Raw genomic sequence first — 22,130 nt, 5'->3', positions numbered from 1 at the left:
GCAGGCTGGACCGGCCCGTCTACGGTACGCTTCGACCCCTCCTGCCGGATGGTCCCGCCTCGCCCCGAGGTCCCGGGCCGCCTATGCTGAAGTCGAGTACCGAGTGCCGGGGGCTGGCTGCGTGAGCCGAATCCTTGCCATCGTGCATGTGCAGGGCCGCGACCAGAAGGGCGTCGTGGCCCGCATCAGCACCTACCTTGCTGAGCGGAACATCAACATCGAAGACATCGAGCAGCGGGTGGTGCGCGGGCAGTTCCTGATGGACATGCTGATCGACATCACCGACGCGACCGTCACCCTCGATGAGCTCGTCACGGGCCTGCTCGCCATCGGGCAGGAGATCGGCATGGAAATCCGAGTGACGCTCCACAGCGAGCGCCAGCGCCAGCGGGTCGCGGTCCTCGTTTCGAAGGAGCCGCACTGCCTCGAACAGCTGATCGCCGACTGGCGGAGCGGCGACCTCCGGGGCGACCTCGTTTGCGTGCTCTCAAATCACGACGTGCTCCGCCCTGTCGCCGAAGCAGCCGGAATCCCCTTCGAGTGGTACACCTCGGACGACAAGGCCGCGCACGAGGCCTTCCTGCTCGACCGACTCGCGCACTACCGGGCCGATCTGGTGGTGCTCGCCCGCTACATGCAGATTCTGACTCCCGCAGTCGTTCAGCCCTATGCGGGCCGAATCATCAACATCCACCCCTCGCTGCTGCCGTACTTCCCCGGCGCGAATCCGTACCGCCGGGCGTGGGAGGACGGCGTCCGGGTGACCGGCTGCACGGCGCACTTCGTCACGGAAGAGCTCGATGCGGGGCCAATCATTCTCCAGGACGTATTCCACATCGACGTCGGCGTGGACACTGTCGAAGACGTGCGCCGGAAGGGCCGCGCGCTCGAGGGGGTCGTCCTGAGCCGTGCGGTCCAGCTCTACCTGAACGGCGAAATCGTCGTCATCGATGGAAAGGTCGTGTTCAAGCCGGGAATGCGGACCCTGCTTCGCGACCTTGGCGGGCGGCCGTAGCAGCGGGTGACTCGCCGGGGTTGAGCCGCCACGCCATCCGGACGCCGGGAATCCGGCCCCGGTAGATATCGACGACGTGCTCGGGGCATACGGGCACCATGGCGTGCTCCTCTCCGTCGATCGTCCCGAGACGGGCCGTGGCGGCGGCCAGGATGTCTGCGCGCGAGGTTAGGAGGCCGACGGGGGTGATGACGGGCACGCGGGGCTGGGCGGAAAGGTGGCAGAGTGCGCAATGAGACAAGGGTCGCTCCTCCCTGGGGGCTGCGCCGGTCAGCCTAGCACGTGGCCCGGAATAACGGCGGTGTCGATTATCAAGATTCCTGCGGCGTTTCGAGCAGGTTTCGCGTCCGCCGATGCCGCCACCAGAACATCGCCAGCAGGGCCAGGCGGACAAGCAGCCACTCGGCAAACTCTCCGGCCGGCGTCGGTAGGAGGCGGAAGGCGACAGCATCTTCGAGCACGGCACCGCGCTCGGCAGGACGAAACCGGTGCTGGTGCCGCCAGCGCCGGAAGGGGCCGCGGAGCTGTGTGTCCTCGATGAGCCGCCCAGGTACGACCCGGCTGATTTGCGCCTCCCACGTCACGCCGAGCGGCCCCCAGCCCAGGCGGAACACCTGCACGTCGCCCTCCCGGGCAGGAGCTGTGCCGCCCTCGACCAGGCGGAACGGCGGAAACGGCGGGGAGATGCGGCTAAGGTTGCGCACGTCTGCATGGAACTCGAAGAGTCGCTCCGGCGGGACCGGGAGCTCGCTGCGGAATCGTACGGTCGTCATAACGGCGCCTCCATGTCCAGGTATTCCAGCACGTCGCGGGCCGCGTTGATACCCGAGAGCGCAGTCCCAACCGTGCCCTGGCCGGGGAAGGTATGGTCGCCGGCGAGTACCAGACCGCGGCCGGCACGGCGGCCCGGGGCGCGGAGCGCGACCACTGACGGCACCTGGCGGAGCCCGCCGACGAATCCGCCCGGCCTCCCGGTGAACCGCTGGTAGGTTGCCGGCGTTGCAGACCTCAGGAGCAGGATGCGCCGGTCGACATCGGGGACGACGCGGCGGACAGCTGCCAGGAGGCTGGCTTCAAGCCGGCAGCGCAGCCGGCGCGCCTCGGCCGGCGGGACCGCAAACGCCTCGGGGCGCACGTGTGTCGAGACCGAGATGCTCCAGCGGTTCGCCCGGTCGCCTCGGCCGGGGTAGATGGACACCAGGCAGTTGTTGCCGGCGGTCTCCAGGTCGCCGGCGTCGGCAACGACCTGGTGGAACGGGTGGAGCGGCTCGAGCGCGGCCGCGTCGATGCCGAGGTGCAGAACGAATGCGCCCCAGGCCGAACCGGCCGAGGGCAGGCGCGGCGGGCGGCCCAGCAGCAAATCGAGCCCTCCCGGGGGCACATTGGCGACCACTGCCAGCGCTGTCACGATCGACCCGTCGTCAAGGCGGACCGACCAGCGCCCTCCCTCCTGGCGCAGCCGTGCGGCACCGTTGCCGAAGGTCACCGTGCCGCCGCTGGCCCGGATAGCGCGGACGAGCTTCATGGCGAGCGCGCCCGTGCCGCCGTCGACCCACTGGCAGCCCCGCCGGTAGAGGTCGAGCGCGATGGCGCCCTGCACCGCGCTGCACCCGGCTGCCGTTGCGCCCGTCGCGTCCAGGAGGAGTGCGTCGATGAGCGCGTCAGCAGCGGGGTCGCCTTCAGCGCCCAGGAGCTGCTTGACGCGGCCGACGGTGGCGAAGAGCCATGGCGCTGCCAGGACCAGCGAGGGGCTGACCGCCCGGAGCGAGCGGCGGATGTCGGCCGGCCGCTCGAGCGGGAACGATGGGAGCGCGGCGCCGATGCGGTACACCTCGCCGCCCACAAGCCGCACCCACCGCCAGAAGCGCCGGTAGCCGGCCGGCGCGCCGGGGAACTCCCGGGCGAACAGCCTGGCCCACGTCTCGTGCGAGGCGGTGTACGGAACGACCCGGTCCGGGAGATGAAACACGATCGATGGGTCGAGTGGGCGGGCTTCCACGTCCACCTCAAGGACGTCGAAGACCTGTCGAAGAATGCCACCGGGCTCGAGCCCCGTGACCACGGTGGCCCCGGCCGGGAACCAGAACCCGCCGAGGGCGAAATCGCCGGCGCAGCCACCGGGACGGGTGTGCCGCTCGAGCACCAGCACCCTGGCGCCGGCCCTGGCGGCGAGGGCTGCGGCGGTGAGGCCGCCGAAACCGCTGCCGATAACGACGATGTCCGCATCGCTGGCGTTACCCATGCTTCCATCGTAGAGACTTCGGCGAGAGTTTGACAAACATTCGGCAAGAGGCGCATGATCGGGGCGTGCGAAAGCCCGGCATCTTCCGGATTGCCCAGGTCGAAGCCATGACCGGCGTCAGCGCGCATGCGCTCCGCGCGTGGGAGCGCCGGTACGGCGTTCCCCGGCCCAGCCGCACTGGCGGCCAGCAGCGCACCTACTCCGAGGCAGACATCGCGATGATCCGCCGCATGCACGAGCTGGCCACCCAGGGCGTTCCGCTGGCCCGCGCCGCCGAGATCGTGCTCCAGGAGGCAGCCACCCCCGGCGAAGGAACGGGGCCGCGCATCGCGCTGCTGAAGACGGAGCTGTTCGACGCCCTGCTCGCATTCGACGAGCAGCGGGCCGCCGCGGCCTGGACCGAGCTGTTCGATACGCTCGACCTGCTGAGCGGGTTCGAACGGGTAGTCGTGCCCCTGATGCGCGATATCGGCATCGCCTGGCACGAGCAGCGCATCACCATCGCGCAGGAGCACTTCGCGTCGAACTTTGTGCGGGCCCGGCTGGACCAGCTCAGCCGCCAGGTGCAGCCGCTGCCCGGCGCCCCGACCGTCGTACTCGCCTGCCTCGAGGGCGAACACCACGAAATCGGTCTGCTCATGCTCGCCGTCATGCTCCGCTTCCAGGGCATTCGGACCATCTACCTCGGCCAGGACGTCCCCGACGAGGACCTTATCCGGACCGTGGAGGACGCCCAGCCGGAAGTGCTGGCCGTGAATGCAGGGACCGCCGAGGGTGCGCGCCACCTCCGCGGAGTGGTCAGCGCCCTCGCCGAAACCGCGCCGCTGACCGCCATCGTCTACGGCGGCGGCGCCTTCGACGCCGACCCATCGCTCCGGATCGAGACCGCGTATTACGGCGGACCCCGCCTGGTCGAGGCGGTCGCACTCATCAATCAGCTCGGACGTTCACGCATCACAGGAGGTGCGGCATGAAAATCGCAGTCGCCGGCGGCACAGGGTTCCTCGGCCGCTCGATCACCAGGGCGCTGCTCGACGCGGGTCATGAGGTCGTCGTCGGCTCGCGGCGGCGGCCCGAGAAGGCTCCACTCGACCCGCGGGCGACCTGGGTCGCAGCCGACGTCACGGCCCCGGAGACACTCCCGGCGCTGCTCGCCGGGGCTGACGCAGTCGTCGACGCCGTCCAGTTCCCGAACTCGCCCATCGAACACCCGGAGAAGGGGTACACCTTCGAACGGATCGACCTCGGCGGCACCCGCAACCTGGTTGATGCCGCCAAATCGGCCGGGACGCCCCTCTTCATCGGCCTGAGCGGTGTCGGCGCGGCCGAGCACGCCCCCTACCACTGGCAGCGGTTCAAATGGCAGGAGGAGCAGCACATCGCGGCGTCCGGCGTGCCGTACGTCGTCTTCCGGCCGAGCTGGGTGTACGGACCGGGCGATGTCTCGCTCAACCGCTTCCTGGGCTTCGCGAAGTTCCTTCCCTTTGTCCCGGTCATCGGCAACGGGAAGACGCGCATCAATCCGCTCTACGTCGAAGACCTTGCAGCGCATGTCGTGGCGGCCGTACAGAAGCCGGAAGCGCGCGGGCGCATCTTCGAAATCGGCGGGCCTGACGTCCTGACCATGGACGACGTCATCCGGACGGCCCTCCGGGTGTCGGGCCGCAGGCGCTTCCTGCTTCACAGCCCGAAGCCGGTCATGAAGCTCGTCGCTTCGGTGGCCCAGTTTGCGCCCGGCCGGCCGCTCACCCCCGACGCCATCGATTTCATCACGATGGACGGCGTCGCAGACACTGCTGCCCTGCGCGAGGTGTTCGGCCTCCGCCTGACGCCGCTGGAGGAGGGCCTGGCGGCCTATCTGAAACGCTGACAATCGGGGCTTTCATCTATAGCTCGCATCCACGGCTTGCATCGTCCCCGGCCGGATGGCGTAGAATCAGGCTGCGGCACCGCGGGGGCCGCGCACGACACCCTATCCGCACGGGACGACCATTGCGCGCTGACACCTCCGATGTAGCATTCCGCCTCTTGCTTGCCCTCGGCGACCTCTGGGAAGGCCTTCACCGGGCCGGAATCGACCCATCCGCTCGCGGGCTCCACATGACGCAGGAGTACCTGGGCGGCTACACGAGGTACTGTGCCGGGCCGGGGTCCCATCCCCGGCTCGTTGTCGAATGGAATGAGTCGTCCCGCCACCTGCGCATCATCCGCTGCGAGCCGTGGCCGGGCGCCGAAGCGACGATTTCAGCGACCGTGGCCTACGTGCGCAACGAAGCCCGTTCCCGCGGCATCAGCGACATTGTCGACCGCACCCTCGTCGCGGCCTGCAAGGAGCCGCGCAAGCCTGCCCGCAAGACCGTCGTCCCTTCGGCACTGAACGGAGCGCACGCGCTCGCGGCGCGCCGGGTCTAGCAACGGCCACTGCCCCGGCGTACGATCGGCGGCGTGTCCGCTGCGCCAGCCTTCGCACTTCCCCGCCGCGCCCGGCTGCTCCCTGAGCTGGTCGCCCGTCACCGGGGCGACGGCTTTCTCACGCCCGCATCCATCGAGGCGGTTGCCCGGGAGGTTGGTGTCCCGGCAGCGGAGGCATGGGAGGCCGCCCGGTCGTTCCACGAGTTCCGTTTCGATGCTCCAGGTGGTGAGCGGGCCTGCGCCGGCATCGCCTGCGCCCTCCACCCTGGCTTTCACGAGCCGGAGCTGCCCGCAGGGTGCCTGTTCCGCTGCTACGCCCCGCCCGCATTCGGGGACGAGCAGCCCTTCCCGGCGGAGATGGTGCGCCAGGCCGGTCCCCTGCTCGGGCCGGCAGACCGGACGTGGGCCGGGCTGGAGCGCGCCCGTCGGCTCGGGCCGGCCGCAGTCCTCGACGAGATTGAAGAGGCTGGGCTGCGCGGCCGCGGCGGCGCCTACTTCCCCACCGCCCGGAAGTGGCGCGCTGCCCTCCGCCATGGGGCGCCGCTCGCCCTCGTCATGAACGCGGAGGAGGGGGAGCCCGGCGTCTTCAAGGACCGCGCGCTGCTCTGCCTCCGCCCGGGGCGGGTGGTCGAAGGGCTGGCCATCGCCATGGAGGCGCTGCGGCCGGCGGTGACCATCGCGTTCATCAACGGCGAGGCCGACCCTGCTGCGGAGGCATTTGAGCGGGCGCTCGCGGACTCGCCGATTGCCGGGCAGGTCCTGCTCTACCGCGGCGCGGGCGGCTACGTGCTCGGGGAGGAGACAGCGCTCCTGAACGCCATCGAAGGGCGCCGGGCCGTGCCCCGGCCGCGCCCGCCGCTGCCGGTGGATTCGGGCCTCTTCGGCATGCCGACCGTGGTCAACAATGTCGAGACCCTCGCTGCCGTCGCGGTGATTCTGCGCGAAGGTCCGGCAGCGTTTCGGGCCTTCGGTGCCTCCGACGCGCCGGGGACCCGTATCCTCTCGCTCAGCGGCCGGGTCGAACGGCCGGGCGTGTATGAAGTGCCGCTCGGTACACCGCTTGCGGAGGTCCTCGACCGGGCCGGTTCGCCCGCGCCGGAGGGGCTCGCCGTGCTTTGCGGCGGGCCGTCGGGTGGATTGCTTCCCGGGGCGATAGCCGACCAGCCGGTCCTGCCGGGCCGCTACCACCCGACGGGCGCCATGCTCGGGGCCGGGGGCGTGGTGGTGCTGGAAGCCCCCGGCGACATCCGCCGGGCCGCGCTCACCATGGCCGCCTTCAACGCCGAACAGTCGTGCGGGAAGTGCACCCCCTGCCGGGAGGGGACGCCGCTCCTGCTCGAGGCACTGGGCGGCAATCCCGCTGAACTTACCGAGGACCTGCTCGACGCCATCCAGCTAGCGTCCCTCTGCGGCCTGGGCCAGATGGCCACCGGGCCGGTCCGCTCAGCGCTGGCGTTCTGGCCGGAGGTGTTCTCGTGAAGGTCGACGGGCGGCCCGCCCCGGAATCCGCCAGCATCCTCGATGCCGTGCTCGCGCTCGGCATCCACCTCCCGCACCTGTGCAAGGACGATAACCTGCCTCCGATCGGGGCCTGCCGTACCTGCCTGGTCGAAGCGGATGGCCGGGTCGTCGCGGCCTGCCACACCCCGGCTGCAGGCGTCAGCGAAGTCCTGACCAATTCCGGGCGGGTCGTCCGGCTGCGGCGCGAGGTGCTTCGGCTCACGTCGCGGATGCACGGTCCCGAGCCGGATGTGGCGGGCGGCCCGCGGAGCGGCGAGATCTGGGCCGCGTATGAGGAGCACGGCCTCGAACGACCAACGTTTCCGCGGCGGATCCGCGACGGATTCGACGCCACGAGCCCGTTCTTCGAATTCGAGGAGCAGGCCTGCATTCTCTGCGCGCGGTGCGTGACGGCCTGTCAGCAGCTCCAGCACATCGGAGCCATCGGCATCGCCGGGACGGCGACTGCGGCCCGCGTCACGCCGGGTGCCGGGGCAACATTCGCGGGTTCGATTTGCACGGCGTGTGGCTCGTGCGTGGCGGCATGCCCCACGCATGCCCTGCGTCCGAAGCCGATGCGTGACCCAGCCCGGGCTGGCCGCTACAGGAGACAGGGAAATGGAACGGAAGACGGTTAGCACCTGCCCGTTCTGCGGCGTCGGCTGCGGGATCGTGGTGCACACCCGCGACGACCGTATCACCTGGGTCGACGACGACCCGGCGAATCCGTCGAGCCGGGGAATGCTGTGCGTCAAAGGGCGGTTCGGCATTCCCTTCGTCCAGCACCCCGACCGGCTCACCACGCCGCTGGTCCGCCGCGACGGCGAACTTCAGCCCGCAAGCTGGGACGAAGCCCTGGACCTCGTGGCCGAGCGGCTCCTCGACTACCGCGGCGCCTTCGGCAGTTTCGCGAGCGCGAAGGCGACCAACGAGGACGCCTTCGTCCAGCAGAAGTTCGTCCGGCTGGTGATGGGGACGAACAACATCGACCACTGCACCCGGCTCTGCCATTCCCCGAGCGTGGAGGCGATGCTGGTCCAGCTTGGCAGCGGGGCAACGAGCAACTCCTACATCGACTACGAGGAGGCGTCGTGCCTGGTCGTCGTCGGATGCGACCCCGATTCGAACCACCCGGTCATCGCCTCGCGGATGCGCAAGGCGGTCGACGACCATGGGACGAAACTGGTAGTCGTCAACCCGAAGCGGATCGACCTCGCAAGCCGGGCCGACGTCTTCCTGCAGCCCGCGCCTGGGACCGATGTCGCCCTGTTCAACGGCATGGCCCGCGCCATCCTCGACGAGGGGCTCGAAGACCGCGGCTTCATCGCGGCGCGGACGGAGGGGTTCGAAGCCTGGCGGGCAGTCGTGATGGAACGGACCGTGGAGGAGTACGCCCAGGCGTGCGGGGTTGATCCGCACGCACTCCGGCTGGCCGCCCGCCTGTATGCCCGGCCGCCGGCCCGGCGCGGCCTGCCCGCGGATGAACGCCCTGGGAGCTGCCTTGCCTGGGGCATGGGCATCACCCAGCACACCCACGGGACGGATAACGCGCATGCGCTCATTAACCTGGCGCTGCTCGCGGGCCAGCTGGGCCGGCCGGGCTGCGGGATTTCGCCGCTGCGCGGCCAGAACAACGTGCAGGGCTGCGGGGATGCCGGCTGTATCCCGGACTCGCTGCCCGGGTACCAGCCGTATCGGGACGACGTTGTCGCGCGCTTCGAGGAGGCCTGGCATGCCGGCATTCCCCGCGAGCCGGGCATCAAGGCAACCGACATGGTCGAGCGTATCGCGACCGGCGAGATCCGGGCGATGTACATCGTCGGCGAGAACCCGCTGCTCTCCGAACCGAACCTGGCGCATGCGGGCGACCTCTTCCGTCGGCTCGATTTTCTCGTCGTGCAGGACCTGTTCCTTCACGAGACCGCAGAACTTGCCGACGTGGTGCTGCCAGCCTGCTCGTTCGCCGAGAAAGACGGGACGTTTACCAACAGCGAGCGAAGGGTTCAGCGGGTGCGCCAGGCTGTCCCGCGGGTCGGGCAGTCCCGCGCCGACTGGGAGATTATCTGCGACCTGGCCCGCCGGATGGCTCCGCACGTCGGGGTCGACCCGGGCCAGTTCGCGTACCGGTCCGCCGCAGACGTTTTCGCCGAGATGGCGCGGCTGACACCGCAGCTCCGCGGCATCAGCTATGAGCGGCTGGAACGCGAGGGCGGCATCCAGTGGCCCTGCCCGTCCCCCGACCACCCGGGCACCCGATATCTCTACGCACAGAGCTTCCCGCGGGGGCTCGGAAAGTTCGTGCCGGTCCGCCAGGCCGCGCCCGCGGCCGAACTGCCCGACGCGGACTACCCGCTCATCCTCAACACTGGCCGGGTGCTCTACCACTGGCACGGCGGCACCCTGACCCGGCGCGTCCAGGCCCTGCTGGACCAGGTGAGCGAGGTGCCGGTTACCATCCACCCCGGCGAGGCGGAGCGGTTTGGCATCGCCGACGGCGACGAAGTGGTGGTCCGCTCCCGTCGCGGGCGGCTTACCGGGAGAGCCATCGTCACCGATGCCGTGCGGGCAGGCTCGGTCTTCGTTCCATTCGTCAAACTTCGCGAGAGCGCCGCCAACTTCCTGACGAACAACGCCTACGATGAACCCTCGCGCATCCCGGAGTACAAGGTCTGCGCAGTGCGGGTCGAGAAGAAGCGGCCGCGGGATACAGCGCTCACCGGCGGGCAGCCCACTGCTTCGCGTGATAGGTGATGACGATATCGGCCCCGGCCCGGCGGATACCCGTGAGGGTCTCGTCGACCACGCGGTCGAGGTCGATCCATCCGTTGTGGGCCGCGGCCATGACCATCGCGTATTCGCCGCTGACGTTGTAGGCGGCAACCGGGACCGTCGTCCGCTCGCGCACGGCACGAATGACGTCGAGGTACGGCAGGGCCGGCTTCACCATCACCATATCCGCCCCCTGCTCGAGGTCGGCCAATACCTCGCCGAGCGCCATCCGTCCGTTGGCTGGGTCCATCTGGTAGCCGCGCCGGTCACCGAAGGCGGGGGCGCTGTCGGCAGCCTCGCGGAATGGGCCGTAGAACCCGCTCGCGAACTTCGCCGCGTACGAGAGGATCGGCACCGTCGTGAACCCTGCGGCATCGAGCGCGCGCCGGATGGCGAGGACGCGGCCGTCCATCATGTCGCTGGGCGCGATGACGTCCGCGCCCGCGCGCGCCAGCGAGACCGACGTTTCGGCGAGGAGTGGGAGCGCCGCGTCGTTATCGACGGAGCCGTCGGCGGAAAGCGGGCCGCAGTGCCCATGGCTGGTGTACTCGCAGAGGCAGACGTCCGCCATCACGACCAGCTCCGGCGCAGCGTCCTTCAGCCGGCCGATGGCCTGCTGGACGACGCCGTCGGCGGCCCACGCTCCGCTCCCAAGCTCGTCCTTGGCCGCGGGGAGTCCGAACAGCATCACCCCACCGATACCCAGCCGGGCGAGGTCGCGGGCTTCTTCTGCCAGCGCGTCCAGCCCGAGCCGGTCCTGCCCGGGCATCGAGGGGATGCGCTGACGCCCGGAGAGTCCGGCCTCGACGAAGAGCGGATAGACCAGGTGCGACGGCGTCAGCTCGGTCTCGCGGACGAGCCGGCGCATCGATTCGCTGGAGCGAAGCCGGCGATGCCGGGCAAAGGTTCCGAGTTCCATGCAGCGCCAGTCTAGCATCAGGAAACCCCCGAAGGTCGAGATGGGCGGCGGCCGCTATCCTTTGGCATTGAGGAATTGAAGGAACGATGGAACGACGGCTACCGCCAGAGTACGAGGGGTGGCAGGCGCACGAGGGCCGGATGCGCCGGATGACGACGCCCGAGCTGGTGGCCGAGGTCCAGGACGGCTCGCCCGAACGGCGGCTGGCCGCGCTTTCGGTCATCAATCTGGCCGATGTCGAGCCGGCCGTCGTCCGCGACTGGATCCGGACCCTGCCGGATGCCGAGGCGAACGAACTCGCGGGCGCCATTCCTGTTCTGGCACCCGAGGGCACCTGCGACGACGATGCGCGCTGGGCCGAACTGGCGCGCGAAGGCTTCGATGCCCGCCGGCTGCCGACCTTTCTCGTGGTCCTCATGGCCTCACTTGAGGCGATGGAGGCCCGGGGCTGCCCGGGCGCAGCGGTTGAATGGGAGCGGACCGCCGACTGGCTGGGCGACATCGTTGACCGGCTTGCGGCTGCCGGGGACGAGGACGCGCTGGACGACATTTCGCTCTTCGTCTTCGAGAACTACCTCGACCGGGACGCAATCTTCGAGGCGTTCTGCGGCGTGATCGTCCGGCACGAATGGTTCGCGCAGGAGGTGAGTGCGAATCCTTCGGTCTACCTGGCGCGGCTCCCGGCCGAGCGCCAGCGACGCGCGCTCCTCGAAGCGGCGCAGGCCGGCGGGCTCCCGTTCGAGGTCGCCTGGGCCAATCTGCGCGGGAGCTGACAGGGCTGCAGCCGGCTTTAGACGGCGCACTCTCCTTCGCCGCGCTGCAGGCGGTAGAGTTCGAGCCGGTTCCAGTCGATGAACATGCCGCGGTTGTCCTCCGTGAACTCGCCGGGGATGCAGAGGTCTGCGATGGCGCGTTCGAACGGCTCAGGGCCGACTCGGTCGAAGAAGGCATTGAACGTCTCGCCCGGCAGACGCTCGGCTTCGTACAGGCGGATGAACCGTTCGACGGCATCGGGCCCCCGTTTCGCGGGCAGGCGCACTTTTAGCTGCTGCGCCATCCGCAGCTCGCCGTTGTCATAGTTGCCGCCGAGGAAGACATGGTAGGCCGGGAGCTGGTGGTCGCCGACCTTCATGGCCGCGCCGTGGAACCCGATAGTGGCGATGTGGTGTTGCCCGCAGCTGTTCGGGCAGCCGCTCATCTTGATGTGGATCTGCTTTGTGAGCGGGTCGGTGATCTGCATCGCCTCAACGCGCTCCTGGACAGCCTGGTTGAGGCCCATCGACGACGTGATGCCGAGCTTGCAGCTGTCGGTCCCCGGGCAGCTCACGACGTCGGTAATGGTCTGGGCGCCAATGTCCGCCAGCCCGAGCTCCTTCAGCCGGGAGTAGACCTCGTAGAGGCTTTCATCCCGGACCCAGCGGAGCACGATGTTCTGCCCGATGGTCGTCCGGGCGTAGCCGCCGGTGTACTCCCGCATGATGGCAGCCAGGCCGCGGAATTGCTCCGGCCGCAGATCGCCGCGATTCACTTTGACTTCGACCGCGCTGAACCCCTGCTGCTTCTGTGGCCGAACGTTGGCGGCAACGAATGCGGTGAATTCCCGGTGGTCGCCGTTCGGCTGCTGATAGTGCGGGCGCCGGGCGGGTGCGTTCGCTTCTTCGTCGTGGACGAAGAGGAGCGGGTCGGGGCGGAAGTCGCGTCCGGCGGTCCAGTCGCCCCTCAGCTCCTCTTCGACCATCCGGCGGAATTCGTCGATACCGACCCGGTCGACGAGGAACTTGATGCGCGCCTTGGCGCGGTTTTTTCGGAGCTCATCGGCGCGGTTGAAGATGCGAAGGACGGCCTCGGAGACCTTCAGGTACTCGTCGACCGGGACAAACTCGAACAGCACCGGCGCCTTGCGCGGCATCGTGCTCAGGCCGCCGCCGACGACCATGGTGAACCCGCGCACGCCATCCCTGACCCGGGGAATGAAGCCGAGGTCGTGGATTCCTGTGATGGCGTGGTCCCTGTCGTTGGCGGTGAAGGCGACCTTGAACTTCCGTGGCAGGAGCTGGGTCAGCGGGTTCCGCAGCCAGCGGCGGGCGAAGGCGGCTGCATACGGGGTCGGGTCGAACGGTTCGCCCTCCTGGATGCCGGCCCACGGGTCCCCGGTCACGTTCCTTACGGTGTTGCCGCACGCCTCCCGGGTTGAAAGGCCTGCCCGCCCCAGCACGAACAGGGCTTCTGCGGCCTTGAGCAGCGGGATGTGGTGGAACTGGATGTTCTGGCGGGTGGTGATGTGGCCCTTCCGCAGCGGGGCGTACTTTTCCGCTACCTCGGCGAACGCCTCCATTTGCTCGGGCGTGACGCCGCCGAAGGGGAGCTTTACCCGGATCATCTGGACGTTCGGCTGGCGCTGTCCGTAGACGCCCTGCTTCAGGCGGAAGCCGATGAACTGGGCCTCATCCCACTCACCCTTGAGGAAGCGCGCGGCCTCGGTCTTGAAGTCCTCGAGCTCCTGCTCGAGCACGGGCAGCACGCGGCCGGGTTCGTTGGTGTAGACGACGGTCTCGACGTCGGGCATGGCGATGACCCTTCCCGGGGTGGTCTCCCGGCGACGCCGCCGGGGGCCTTCCGACTGGAAAGCTGACTGAATCTATCAACTTACCCTGTTGACTGCAAGCGGGACGGTGCATAAAGTTGACCCAGTTACTCATCTAAGGAGCTGCCATGCCCTCCCGAGTCCTGAGCGATGCCGAGATTGCCGCGCTCAACGAACGGTTTGAGTCGGCCCAGCCTCAGGCCATCGTCGAGTGGGCGGTCGATACTTTTGGGGATGGGCTGTCGGTCGGCGCGAGTTTCGGCGGCGCCAGCGGAATGGCCATCCTCCACATGGTGTCGCGGCTCAAGCCGGACGTGCACGTCTTTGTGCTCGATACCGATTACCTTTTCGAAGAGACGTACGAGACGATGCGCCGCGCTGTGCCGGCCCTCGGGCTCACCAACGTCCAGGTCTACAAGTCGAAGCTGACGCACGAAGAGCAGGCCCGGCAGTACGGCGCGGCCCTCTGGATGCGTGACCCTGACCTCTGCTGCGAGCTCCGGAAGGTGGAGCCGAACCGCCGGGCGCTGGAGGGCAGGACGGCCTGGGTCAGCGGGCTCCGCCGCGACCAGTCCGAGGGCCGGGCCGCGATCCCCATCATCTCGTGGGCGGAAAAGTTCGGCGTGGTGAAAATCAACCCTCTGGCGAACTGGTCCGAGAAGCAGACCTGGGCGTACATCCTCGAGCACAAGGTCCCGTACAACCCGCTCCTCGACCGCGGCTACGCGAGCATCGGCTGTTACAACTGCACCGTGCCCGGCGTCCAGGGGCGGGCCGGCCGCTGGCAGGGCTTCGAGAAAGACGAATGCGGGCTGCACACCTGACCGGGGCCACCCGCTTCATCATCCCGTGACAGACAAAGGCAGGAACATGACCGACCAATCGCGCGGATTTGTGCTCTGGTTGACGGGGCTGTCGGGCGCCGGCAAGTCAACGCTGACCGCGGGCCTTGCCCCGCTCCTCCGCGAACGGGGGCTCAAGGTGGAAGTGCTCGACGGCGACGAGGTACGAACCCATCTGTCGAAGGGACTCGGCTTCAGCCGGGATGACCGCGATACCAATATCCTCCGCATTGCGTACGTTGCCCGGCTGCTCGCACGGAATGGCGTCGCGGTCATCACGGCCGCAATCTCGCCCTACCGGGAGACGCGCGAGCGTGCGCGTGAGCTGATCACGGCCGACGGCGTGCCATTCCTGGAAGTGCACCTTGCGGCCTCGCTGGAGGCGTGCGAAGCGCGGGACGTGAAGGGGCTGTACGCCGAGGCGCGCGCCGGTCGGCGGCCCGGCTTCACCGGTATCGATGACCCGTACGAGCCGCCTGAGGCGCCGGAACTCCGGCTCGATACCGGCGTCCAGTCGGTCGAGGAGAGCCTCGCCGCCCTCGTCCGATTGCTCGAAGGGCGCGGGCTGATCCCCGCGGCGGCGGAGGTGGGCGCGTGACGGCCCAGGCGGTGATGCCCGTCGACCACGACCCGGGCCTCGACCAGCTCGAGGCCGAGGCCATCTTCATCCTGCGCGAAGTGGCGGCCGAATTCGAACGGCCGGCACTGCTCTTCTCGGGCGGCAAGGATTCGATCGTCCTGCTCCGCCTCGCGGAGAAGGCCTTCTGGCCGGCCCGCTTCCCGTTCACCGTGATGCACGTCGATACCGGCCACAACTTCCCCGAGGTGATCGAGTTCCGCGACCGCCGCATCGCCGAGCTGAAGGCGCGGCTGGTCGTTGCCTCGGTCCAGGAGGCGATCGACGAAGGGTGGGTCCAGGAAGAGCGCGGGCCGCGGGCCTCGCGGAACCGGCTGCAGACCCCGGTGCTCCTTGCCGCGATCGCCCGCCACCAGTTTGACGCGGCGATCGGCGGGGCCCGGCGTGACGAAGAAAAGGCTCGCGCCAAGGAGCGGGTCTTCTCCTTCCGGGATGAGTTCGGGCAATGGGACCCAAGAAACCAGCGCCCCGAACTCTGGAACCTCTATAACGGCCTGCATCTCCGCGGCGAGCACATGCGCGTGTTTCCGCTGTCGAACTGGACCGAGCTGGACGTTTGGCGCTACATCGCCCGGGAGGGGCTCCAGATTCCATCCATCTACTTCGCCCATGAGCGCGAAGTGTTCCAGCGCGACGGCATGCTGATGGCGGTCAGCCCCTACCTGCCGATGCTGCCGCATGAGCGCCCGTTCGTGGAAACGGTGCGCTACCGGACGGTCGGCGACATGACCTGCACCGCCGCGATCCGGTCTACGGCCCGGACCGTCCAGGAGATTATCGCCGAGGTTGCCACTGCCCGGGTCACCGAGCGCGGAGCCAGCCGCGCCGACGACCAGTTCTCAGATGCGGCGATGGAAGACCGGAAGCGGGAGGGGTACTTCTAATGGACCTGCTCCGGTTCGTGACCGCCGGCTCCGTCGATGACGGCAAGAGCACGCTCATTGGGCGGCTCCTCTACGACACGCGCCAGGTTTTCGAAGACACCCTGGCGAGCATCGAACGGGCCAGCCAGGCGCAGGGGCTCGATGAACTGAACCTTGCGCTTCTCACCGATGGCCTGCGCGCCGAGCGCGAGCAGGGGATCACCATTGACGTAGCGTACCGGTACTTCGCCACGCCCCGGCGAAAGTTCATCATCGCGGATTCCCCCGGCCATGTGCAGTACACGCGAAACATGGTGACCGGCGCGTCAACTGCCCAACTCGCGCTCATCCTGGTCGATGCGCGCAAGGGAGTCGTTGAGCAAACCCGCCGGCACTCCGCACTGGCTGCGCTGCTCGGCATTCACCATGTCGTCCTGTGCGTCAACAAGATGGACCTCGTCGACTGGTCGGAAGCCCGCTTCCGCGAGGTGGAGGCCCAGTACCGCGGCGTCGCGGCTCAGCTTGGCATCGAGAGCGTGACGGTCATTCCGCTTGCCGCTCTCGAAGGGGCGAACCTGGTCCACCGGTCCCCATCGCTGGACTGGTACGAGGGACCCACGCTGCTGGAGTTCCTCGAAACCGTCGAGGTGCCTAACCGAGGGCTGGACGCGCCCTTCCGCTTCCCGGTGCAGTACGTCATTCGGCCGCAGTCACGCGAGTTCCCTGACTACCGCGGTTACGCCGGAACCGTCGCCGCCGGGAGGGTCCGCATTGGAGACCCCGTACGGGTGCTGCCCCTCGGCGCGACCACACGGGTGGCGGCGATTGACCGGTTCCAGGAGGCCGTCGAGGAGGCCAGGGCAGGCGACGCGGTCGTGATCCGGCTCAGTGATGAACTCGACGCCGGCCGCGGCGCGATGTTCGTTGCAGCCAGTGATCCGGTTTTGCCGGCTACGCAGTTCGAAGCTGACGTGTGCTGGATGACCGATCTCTCGGCGCTCGAACCCGGCCGGCAGGTGCTCATCAAGCACACGACGCGCCGCACGCGGGCCGTCGTTGAGGCGCTCATCGACCGGATGGATATCGAGGCGCTCGCGCGGGTGCCTGAACCCTCTGCCCTCGGGCTGAACGATATCGGCCGCGTGCGGTTCCGGCTTATGGAGCCGATCGTTGCCGACGAGTACGCCGCGAATCGCGAAACCGGGGCATTCATCATCATCGACCCGGCGACGCGTCATACGACCGGCGCCGGAATGATCCGCGCGATTCACGCTCCCGTGCCGGCTGGCGCCGCATGAACGGCGTGCCCGGGCGCAAGGCGCTGGAGCGGCCTGCCGTGGAGCTCGAGGCCGCGCCAGGCCGGGCGAGCCGGAGGGGTGCGGCACGGGTTGCCATCCCGGCGACCAGGGCAGCCGCGGCCACCGCCGGTATCCTGCTGTTCATTTTCGGGCTCCAGGTCCTGAAAACCGGCGCCAGGGCGCTCGTTCCCGTTCTCGACGGTCTCAGTGTTTCGGGGCCGGCGAACGCGGTCGGTTTCGGGTGGCTCCTCGCATACGCCGCCATGAGCGGTTCGCCCGTCGCGGCGATCGGTGTGACGCTGCTCGCAGGCGGCGTCCTCACACCTGCCGAGTCGTTCGGCATCATTGGCGGGTCGCGGCTTGGGGCCTCGTTCATCGTGCTGGCCGTCGGGTTCGTGCTCTACCTCGCCCGGCGCCGCAACCCAGACAGCCTCGCCATCGGCGTCATCGCGCTGCTCACGACCTTCACGACGCAGGGGCCGGCCATTCTGCTGGGCCTTGTCTCGCTCCATTACGGCTGGCTCGACCGGTTCCAGTTCACGCCGCCACCGGGCATGCTCGACTGGGTCGATGCGCTCTACGGCGACCCGGTCCGCTGGCTCGACCGGCAGCTTCCGGGTGGCGGAATGTTCGGCCTCGGCGTCCTCGTGCTCCTCGGAAGTTTCGCCGTCTTCGACCGGGCGCTCCCGCAGCTCGAGGCCGGGTCGAGCAGCTTCGACCGCCTGCTCCACCGCATGCGCTCGCGCTGGTTCATGTTCTTCATCGGTGGCGTGGTCACATCCATGACGATGAGCGTGTCGATTTCGCTGACGCTGCTCGTGCCGCTGAGCCTCAAGGGTTACCTCAAGCGTGAGCAGGTCCTTCCGTACGTGATGGGCGCCAACATCACCACCTTCATCGACACGCTGGCAGGCGCCCTCATCCTGGGCGGGGCAGCGGCGTTCACGGTGGTGCTTACCGAGATGGTATCGGTAGCTGCCGTGTCGCTGGTCATCCTCACGCTGGCCTACGGGCCGTACGCACGGGCGATCCTCAGGCTGGCGCACCACGTTACGCGGAGCGAGCGGCACCTCGGGCTGTTCCTGGCTGCCATCGTCGCGGTTCCGCTCATCCTGGTCCTCCTGTGACCCGGGCCTAGCGGTGGAGCGACTCGTCGGGGACGTCGGCCGCAACCCCCGCGCGGTACAGCTCCGCGATGCGAGCATCATCGAGCCCAAGGAGCTCACGGAACACGTAGTCGTTGTGCTCGGCAAACCCGGGGGCCGGGAGCCGGATGTGGCCGGGCGTCCGCGACAGGACCCAGGGCGGCGCCTCCATCTCCCAGGTGCCGGCGTCGGGGTGGGTGTGCTCCACCCAGGCGCCCGTTGCCCTGAGGTGGGGGTCGGCGACGAGCTCCGGCGTGGTGAGCACGGCTCCGGCCGGCACTCCGGCCCGCTGGAGGAGGTGCATCGCCTCGTGGTGTCCGCGCTGGCGCGTCCAGGCTTCGATCTCCGGGTCGAGTTCGTGCTCGTGCTGCTTGCGGGCGGCGGCGGCCGCAAGGCGGGGGTCTTCGGCGAGTTCGGGCCGGCGCATCACCCGGCAGAGCGCCTGGAACTGCTCGTCGGATTCGCAGGCGATGGCGACCCAGCGGTCTTCGCCGGCGCAGCGGTAGACATTGTGGGGCGCGTGGTGAGGATGGCGATTCCCCATCGGACGCGGGAGCTCGCCGGTCAGCGAGTAGCCGACCAGGTGTTCGCCGACGAACATCGTAAGGTTCTCCCGCTGAGCCAGCTCGACGTAACAGCCGGCCCCGGTCAGCCGCCGCTTGCGCAGCGCCATGGCGACGGCACCGACGAGCGCCGTCGCGGCCATGGGGTCGCCGTAGCTGAATCCCGTCTTCATCGGCTCGCCGTCCTCGTACCCGGAGATAGAAACGAGCCCGGCCAGCTGCTCGACGTTGGAGCCGTAGGCGACGTAGTTCTTTTCCGGCCCCGTTTTGCCGTGTCCCGACATGGAGACATAAATGATGTTCGGATTCACGGCGCGGACCACCTCGTAGCTCAGTCCGAGGTTGTCCATCACGTCGGAGCGGTAGTTCTCGACGAGCACGTCGGCTTTCGCGCAGAGCGCGAGCACGGTTTCGCGCCCCAGCGGATGGGCGAGGTCGAGGGAGATGGCGTACTTGTTCCGGTTGTTGTGGTTGAAGTAGGCCGACCGGTTGTACCAGCGGGGGACGTCCCGCGGGATAAGCCCAAGCGCGCGGAGCAGGTCCCACTGGCGCGGGCTCTCGACCTTGATAACTTCGGCGCCGTAGTCGCCGAGCAGCCGGGTGCCCATCGGCCCGGCCCAGACCATCGTCAGGTCGACCACCCGGATTCCGGCGAGGGGCTGCGTCATCTGGCGCCCTCCCTGCGCGCGAGGCTGGGCGGCCCCTGCCACACCTCGCCGGTATCGAGCGCGACGGTCAGCTGGGTGCCGGTCTGTTCGACCGTGCCGGGCAGTTCGGGCGTACCGGCCGGATACCCGGCCCTGCGGGGTACGAGGACGCGGGCGCCGGGCGGGAATTCGGCGCTGGCGATGATCTCGAGCGCCTCGATGCGGCGGCCGATGGAACGGGCCAGCACCTGGAAAAGGGCGAAATCGTCAGTTTTGCGGAAGGTCTCGAGCGCCTCGTCGCGGTCGGCCGCCTCCCGGGCCGGCCGCAGCTCCGCCGGCGGCGGGATCGTATCCTCGTCGCCGCGGGCGAGCAGCGATGCGACGTACTTCCGGGCGCGTGGCGCAGCCTCCGCCGTGAGGCGGTGCAGGAGCGCGAGGTCGTCGCACTGCTCGAAGAAGGCCGCCGCCCGGGCGACCCGTTCGCGCTCGTTCATGCTCCAATGCTCTCCAGGACGACGTTCGTGTGTTCGCCCAGCAAGGGGGCGCGCCCGGCGTCCCAGTCGCCGGGGCCCATCCACCACGGCGGCCCGGGGTAGACCGCCTCCCCCGCCACCGGGTGGTCGATGCGCTGGAGGAACCCCCTCGCGTTGAGCTGCGGGCTCTCGATGAGGTCCTGCATCGTGTGCACGAAGGCGATCGGCGCGCGCCCCGCGCCGGCCCGGCGGTAAAGGTCGTGCTTCGTTTCGGTTGCAGCCCAGGCGTACAGCTCGGCCATCAGCTCATCGTTGTGCTGGACGCGGTCGGCCTGAGTGGCGAACCGCGGGTCCTCCCCCAGGTCGGGCCGGCCGATGACCTCGAGGAAGGGCTTCCAGTTGCGCGGCATCAGGTGGATGCCGATATGCCCGTCGGCACAGGGGTAGATGCCGATGAAGCTGGCCATGTGATTGCCCCGCCGGATGCCGCTCCACTGCCCGAGATAGCAGAAGTACGGTACCGAGGCTTCGAGGATCGGCGCCATGCACCGCTGGATTGAGATATCGACGTGCTGGCCGACGCCGTCCCGCTCGGCCGCGAGGACGGCGAGCATCGCCGCCGAAAAGGCGTTGAGCCCGCCCTGGTAGTCGGCCTGGTAGCCGCCGTTCTTTAGCGGTCCTCCCTCGAGTGTTCCGGTGATGTACATCTGACCACCCATGGCGAAGGCGATGAGGTTGTTGCCGCGGTAGTCGGCGTAGGGTCCGCTTTGTCCGAAGGGCGTGATGGAGACCATCACCAGCCGGGGGTTGCGCTCCGCAAGCGTGGCGAAGTCGAGCCCGAGCGCGCGCAGGTCGGCAGGCCGATAGTTCTCGATGAGCACGTCGGCCGTTGCGATGAGGCGGAGCAGGCGTTCGCGGTCAGCCGGCTCGCGCGGGTCGAGAACGACCGACTGCTTGCCGGTGTTGAGGTAGAGAAAAAGGGCGCTCGCCTCGGGGTTCGGTTTGCCGCCCGGGAAGGGGCCGTGGGCCCGGGCGATGTCACCGCCGGGCGGCTCGACCTTGATCACTTCGGCTCCGTAGCCGGCGAACAGCTTGCCGCAGTACGGAGCAGAGACGAAGGTGCCGAATTCAACAACACGGAGGCCTTCGAGGGGGCGGCTCACGGCGCCTCATCTTACGCGGGCGCACCGCTGACCTCATCCCCCGGGGTGCTGTGCTCGGACAGCCGGGCCGCCGTCGCCGTGCAGTTTCGAAAAATCGATCCGCGTCGGCGGAATCTGCCCCATGCGGCCGGCGTGGAAATCACGAATCGCCTGCACGATTTCGTCGCGCGAGTTCATGACAAACGGGCCGTGAAAGACGATGGGCTCGCGAATCGGCCGCCCGCCGAGGATAAGGACATCAAGCTGCGGCGCCCGCGAATCCTGTACGTCGTCCGCCTCGATGACCATGCCGTCGCCGTTGCCGAAGACCACCAGCTGGCCCTCGCCGAACGGCCGGCGCTCAGTCCCGGCCCGGCCGCGCCCGTTGAGTGCGTACGCGAGCGCGTTGAAGTCCGGCCGCCACGGCACTTCGAGCCGCGACCCGGGGTACAGGGTGACGTGGGCACAGGTGATGGGGGTGAACGTTACGCCCGGTCCGGAATACCCGCCCAGCTCCCCCGCGATGAGGCGGATGAGCGCGCCGCCATCGAACGAGGCGAGGAGCGTCACCCTGCCGGCGTCGATGTCCTGGTAGCGCGGCGGAGTCCACTTCATCGCCGCGGGGAGGTTGACCCAGAGCTGAACGCCGTGGAACAGGCCACCTTTCTGGACGAGCCATGCGGGCGGCACTTCGTCGTGAAGGATGCCCGCCCCGGCCGTCATCCACTGGGTCGCGCCGTCGGTGATGTACCCGCCTCCGCCCGTGGAATCGTGGTGTTCCAGGGCGCCGTCGATCATGTAGGTCACGGTTTCAAAGCCGCGGTGGGGGTGCCACGGCGCTCCTTTGGCCTCGCCCGGGGCGTACTCGACGGCGCCGATGTGGTCGAGGAGGAGGAAGGGGTCGGCGATGCCGAGGTCGAGCCCGGGGAACGGCCGCCGCACCTGGAAGCCTTCGCCTTCGAGGTACGTCGGTGCCGTGACGACAAGGTAGACGGGGCGCGGGCGTGCGCCGGGCGCAAGCCGGTCGACCCGCGGGAGGGCGAGGAGATTCTCGACGGAAACGGCGGGCACGGCGGCCT

Annotated in this window: 21 protein-coding genes; 13 read left to right on the top strand and 8 right to left on the bottom strand. The window is 68.9% G+C overall.

The annotated features are described in order from the left end of the window. Positions 1-121 precede the first annotated feature (121 nt). Entirely contained in the window at positions 122-1,015 is an 894-nt protein-coding gene (locus tag Tbon_RS13535) for a formyltetrahydrofolate deformylase (RefSeq protein WP_192498015.1), read from the top strand. Between the two features lie 311 nt (positions 1,016-1,326). Here the strand turns inward: Tbon_RS13535 and Tbon_RS13530 are convergent, their stop codons facing one another. Continuing rightward, complete coding sequence (locus Tbon_RS13530) at positions 1,327-1,788, bottom strand: SRPBCC family protein (protein WP_158068188.1); 462 nt, start codon at positions 1,786-1,788, stop codon at positions 1,327-1,329. Then, on the bottom strand, positions 1,785-3,257 hold the full coding sequence (locus tag Tbon_RS13525) for a phytoene desaturase family protein (protein WP_158068187.1): 1,473 nt from the start codon (positions 3,255-3,257) through the stop codon (positions 1,785-1,787). Before Tbon_RS13525 ends, Tbon_RS13530 begins: the two co-directional genes overlap by 4 nt. A gap of 65 nt (positions 3,258-3,322) precedes the next feature. On the opposite strand from Tbon_RS13525, the gene Tbon_RS13520 reads away from it, so the two are divergent. From Tbon_RS13520 to fdhF, 6 genes are all read left to right on the top strand, one after another. Then, positions 3,323-4,231: a MerR family transcriptional regulator gene (locus tag Tbon_RS13520; RefSeq protein WP_158068186.1), complete on the top strand. Its 909-nt coding sequence runs from the start codon at positions 3,323-3,325 to the stop codon at positions 4,229-4,231. Further along, positions 4,228-5,127: a complex I NDUFA9 subunit family protein gene (locus tag Tbon_RS13515; protein ID WP_158068185.1), complete on the top strand. Its 900-nt coding sequence runs from the start codon at positions 4,228-4,230 to the stop codon at positions 5,125-5,127. The genes Tbon_RS13520 and Tbon_RS13515 overlap by 4 nt, the downstream gene beginning before the upstream one ends. 158 nt (positions 5,128-5,285) lie before the next feature. Further along, the gene (locus Tbon_RS13510) at positions 5,286-5,669 is read left to right on the top strand and encodes a hypothetical protein (RefSeq protein ID WP_158068184.1); all 384 of its coding nucleotides are present in this window, start codon (positions 5,286-5,288) and stop codon (positions 5,667-5,669) included. Positions 5,670-5,702: 33 nt separating this feature from the next. After that, the gene (locus Tbon_RS13505; protein WP_158068183.1) at positions 5,703-7,148 is read left to right on the top strand and encodes an NADH-ubiquinone oxidoreductase-F iron-sulfur binding region domain-containing protein; all 1,446 of its coding nucleotides are present in this window, start codon (positions 5,703-5,705) and stop codon (positions 7,146-7,148) included. Beyond that, on the top strand, positions 7,145-7,807 hold the full coding sequence (locus Tbon_RS13500; protein ID WP_158068182.1) for a 2Fe-2S iron-sulfur cluster-binding protein: 663 nt from the start codon (positions 7,145-7,147) through the stop codon (positions 7,805-7,807). Before Tbon_RS13505 ends, Tbon_RS13500 begins: the two co-directional genes overlap by 4 nt. Continuing rightward, positions 7,788-9,920, top strand: a complete 2,133-nt coding sequence (fdhF, locus tag Tbon_RS13495) for a formate dehydrogenase subunit alpha (protein ID WP_192498014.1) — start codon at positions 7,788-7,790, stop codon at positions 9,918-9,920. Before Tbon_RS13500 ends, fdhF begins: the two co-directional genes overlap by 20 nt. On the opposite strand, the gene hemB is transcribed toward fdhF, so the two are convergent. Beyond that, positions 9,883-10,857 carry a porphobilinogen synthase gene (gene hemB, locus Tbon_RS13490; RefSeq protein WP_158068180.1) on the bottom strand — a complete coding sequence of 325 codons (975 nt, stop codon included), beginning with the start codon at positions 10,855-10,857 and terminating at the stop codon, positions 9,883-9,885. The genes fdhF and hemB overlap by 38 nt on opposite strands. Positions 10,858-10,943: 86 nt before the next feature. Between hemB and Tbon_RS13485 the strand changes: the two genes are divergently transcribed. Beyond that, positions 10,944-11,630, top strand: a complete 687-nt coding sequence (locus Tbon_RS13485; protein ID WP_158068179.1) for a hypothetical protein — start codon at positions 10,944-10,946, stop codon at positions 11,628-11,630. 17 nt (positions 11,631-11,647) lie between these two features. Here Tbon_RS13485 and Tbon_RS13480 read toward each other — a convergent pair whose 3' ends face one another. Continuing rightward, positions 11,648-13,423, bottom strand: a complete 1,776-nt coding sequence (locus Tbon_RS13480; RefSeq protein WP_158068178.1) for a nitrite/sulfite reductase — start codon at positions 13,421-13,423, stop codon at positions 11,648-11,650. 146 nt (positions 13,424-13,569) lie between these two features. On the opposite strand from Tbon_RS13480, the gene Tbon_RS13475 reads away from it, so the two are divergent. The 5 genes from Tbon_RS13475 to Tbon_RS13455 are packed head-to-tail and all read left to right on the top strand — an operon-like array spanning position 13,570 to position 18,208. Beyond that, positions 13,570-14,265, top strand: coding sequence for a phosphoadenylyl-sulfate reductase (locus tag Tbon_RS13475; RefSeq protein WP_158068177.1), 696 nt, complete (start codon positions 13,570-13,572; stop codon positions 14,263-14,265). Positions 14,266-14,290: 25 nt separating this feature from the next. Further along, a complete protein-coding gene (gene cysC, locus Tbon_RS13470) occupies positions 14,291-14,881 on the top strand; it encodes an adenylyl-sulfate kinase (protein ID WP_225734649.1) in 591 nt (196 codons plus the stop codon). A 14-nt stretch (positions 14,882-14,895) separates the two neighbouring features. After that, positions 14,896-15,804 (top strand): sulfate adenylyltransferase subunit CysD, encoded by a 909-nt coding sequence (gene cysD / locus Tbon_RS13465; protein WP_158068327.1) that lies wholly within the window; start codon positions 14,896-14,898, stop codon positions 15,802-15,804. Then, the gene (locus Tbon_RS13460; protein ID WP_158068175.1) at positions 15,804-17,081 is read left to right on the top strand and encodes a sulfate adenylyltransferase subunit 1; all 1,278 of its coding nucleotides are present in this window, start codon (positions 15,804-15,806) and stop codon (positions 17,079-17,081) included. The genes cysD and Tbon_RS13460 overlap by 1 nt, the downstream gene beginning before the upstream one ends. Further along, positions 17,078-18,208, top strand: coding sequence for a hypothetical protein (locus Tbon_RS13455; protein ID WP_158068174.1), 1,131 nt, complete (start codon positions 17,078-17,080; stop codon positions 18,206-18,208). The genes Tbon_RS13460 and Tbon_RS13455 overlap by 4 nt, the downstream gene beginning before the upstream one ends. A 7-nt stretch (positions 18,209-18,215) precedes the next feature. Here Tbon_RS13455 and Tbon_RS13450 read toward each other — a convergent pair whose 3' ends face one another. The 4 genes from Tbon_RS13450 to Tbon_RS13435 are packed head-to-tail and all read right to left on the bottom strand — an operon-like array spanning position 18,216 to position 22,122. Next, a complete protein-coding gene (locus tag Tbon_RS13450) occupies positions 18,216-19,457 on the bottom strand; it encodes a CaiB/BaiF CoA transferase family protein (RefSeq protein ID WP_158068173.1) in 1,242 nt (413 codons plus the stop codon). Beyond that, positions 19,454-19,930, bottom strand: coding sequence for a hypothetical protein (locus Tbon_RS13445; protein ID WP_158068172.1), 477 nt, complete (start codon positions 19,928-19,930; stop codon positions 19,454-19,456). Before Tbon_RS13445 ends, Tbon_RS13450 begins: the two co-directional genes overlap by 4 nt. Then, a complete protein-coding gene (locus Tbon_RS13440) occupies positions 19,927-21,072 on the bottom strand; it encodes a CaiB/BaiF CoA transferase family protein (RefSeq protein WP_158068171.1) in 1,146 nt (381 codons plus the stop codon). The genes Tbon_RS13445 and Tbon_RS13440 overlap by 4 nt, the downstream gene beginning before the upstream one ends. A gap of 33 nt (positions 21,073-21,105) precedes the next feature. Then, complete coding sequence (locus Tbon_RS13435) at positions 21,106-22,122, bottom strand: pirin family protein (protein ID WP_158068170.1); 1,017 nt, start codon at positions 22,120-22,122, stop codon at positions 21,106-21,108. Positions 22,123-22,130 lie beyond the last annotated feature (8 nt).

The organism is Tepidiforma bonchosmolovskayae (genome assembly GCF_008838325.1).
Taxonomy (GTDB): Bacteria; Chloroflexota; Dehalococcoidia; order Tepidiformales; family Tepidiformaceae; genus Tepidiforma; species Tepidiforma bonchosmolovskayae.
Note: the sequence above shows the minus strand (reverse complement) of the source record. Positions and strands in the feature narration are given on the sequence as shown.

Bases quoted from the DNA above. Each gene is read 5' to 3' on its own strand.
- cysD (WP_158068327.1), top strand. From the start codon at position 14,896: ATGCCCGTCGACCACGACCCGGGCCTCGACCAGCTCGAGGCCGAGGCC.
- hemB (WP_158068180.1), bottom strand. From the start codon at position 10,857: ATGGAACTCGGAACCTTTGCCCGGCATCGCCGGCTTCGCTCCAGCGAA.
- Tbon_RS13445 (WP_158068172.1), bottom strand. From the start codon at position 19,930: ATGAACGAGCGCGAACGGGTCGCCCGGGCGGCGGCCTTCTTCGAGCAG.
- Tbon_RS13485 (WP_158068179.1), top strand. From the start codon at position 10,944: ATGGAACGACGGCTACCGCCAGAGTACGAGGGGTGGCAGGCGCACGAG.
- Tbon_RS13530 (WP_158068188.1), bottom strand. From the start codon at position 1,788: ATGACGACCGTACGATTCCGCAGCGAGCTCCCGGTCCCGCCGGAGCGA.
- Tbon_RS13515 (WP_158068185.1), top strand. From the start codon at position 4,228: ATGAAAATCGCAGTCGCCGGCGGCACAGGGTTCCTCGGCCGCTCGATC.
- Tbon_RS13455 (WP_158068174.1), top strand. From the start codon at position 17,078: ATGAACGGCGTGCCCGGGCGCAAGGCGCTGGAGCGGCCTGCCGTGGAG.
- Tbon_RS13525 (WP_158068187.1), bottom strand. From the start codon at position 3,257: ATGGGTAACGCCAGCGATGCGGACATCGTCGTTATCGGCAGCGGTTTC.
- Tbon_RS13450 (WP_158068173.1), bottom strand. From the start codon at position 19,457: ATGACGCAGCCCCTCGCCGGAATCCGGGTGGTCGACCTGACGATGGTC.
- Tbon_RS13475 (WP_158068177.1), top strand. From the start codon at position 13,570: ATGCCCTCCCGAGTCCTGAGCGATGCCGAGATTGCCGCGCTCAACGAA.
- Tbon_RS13460 (WP_158068175.1), top strand. From the start codon at position 15,804: ATGGACCTGCTCCGGTTCGTGACCGCCGGCTCCGTCGATGACGGCAAG.
- Tbon_RS13480 (WP_158068178.1), bottom strand. From the start codon at position 13,423: ATGCCCGACGTCGAGACCGTCGTCTACACCAACGAACCCGGCCGCGTG.
- fdhF (WP_192498014.1), top strand. From the start codon at position 7,788: ATGGAACGGAAGACGGTTAGCACCTGCCCGTTCTGCGGCGTCGGCTGC.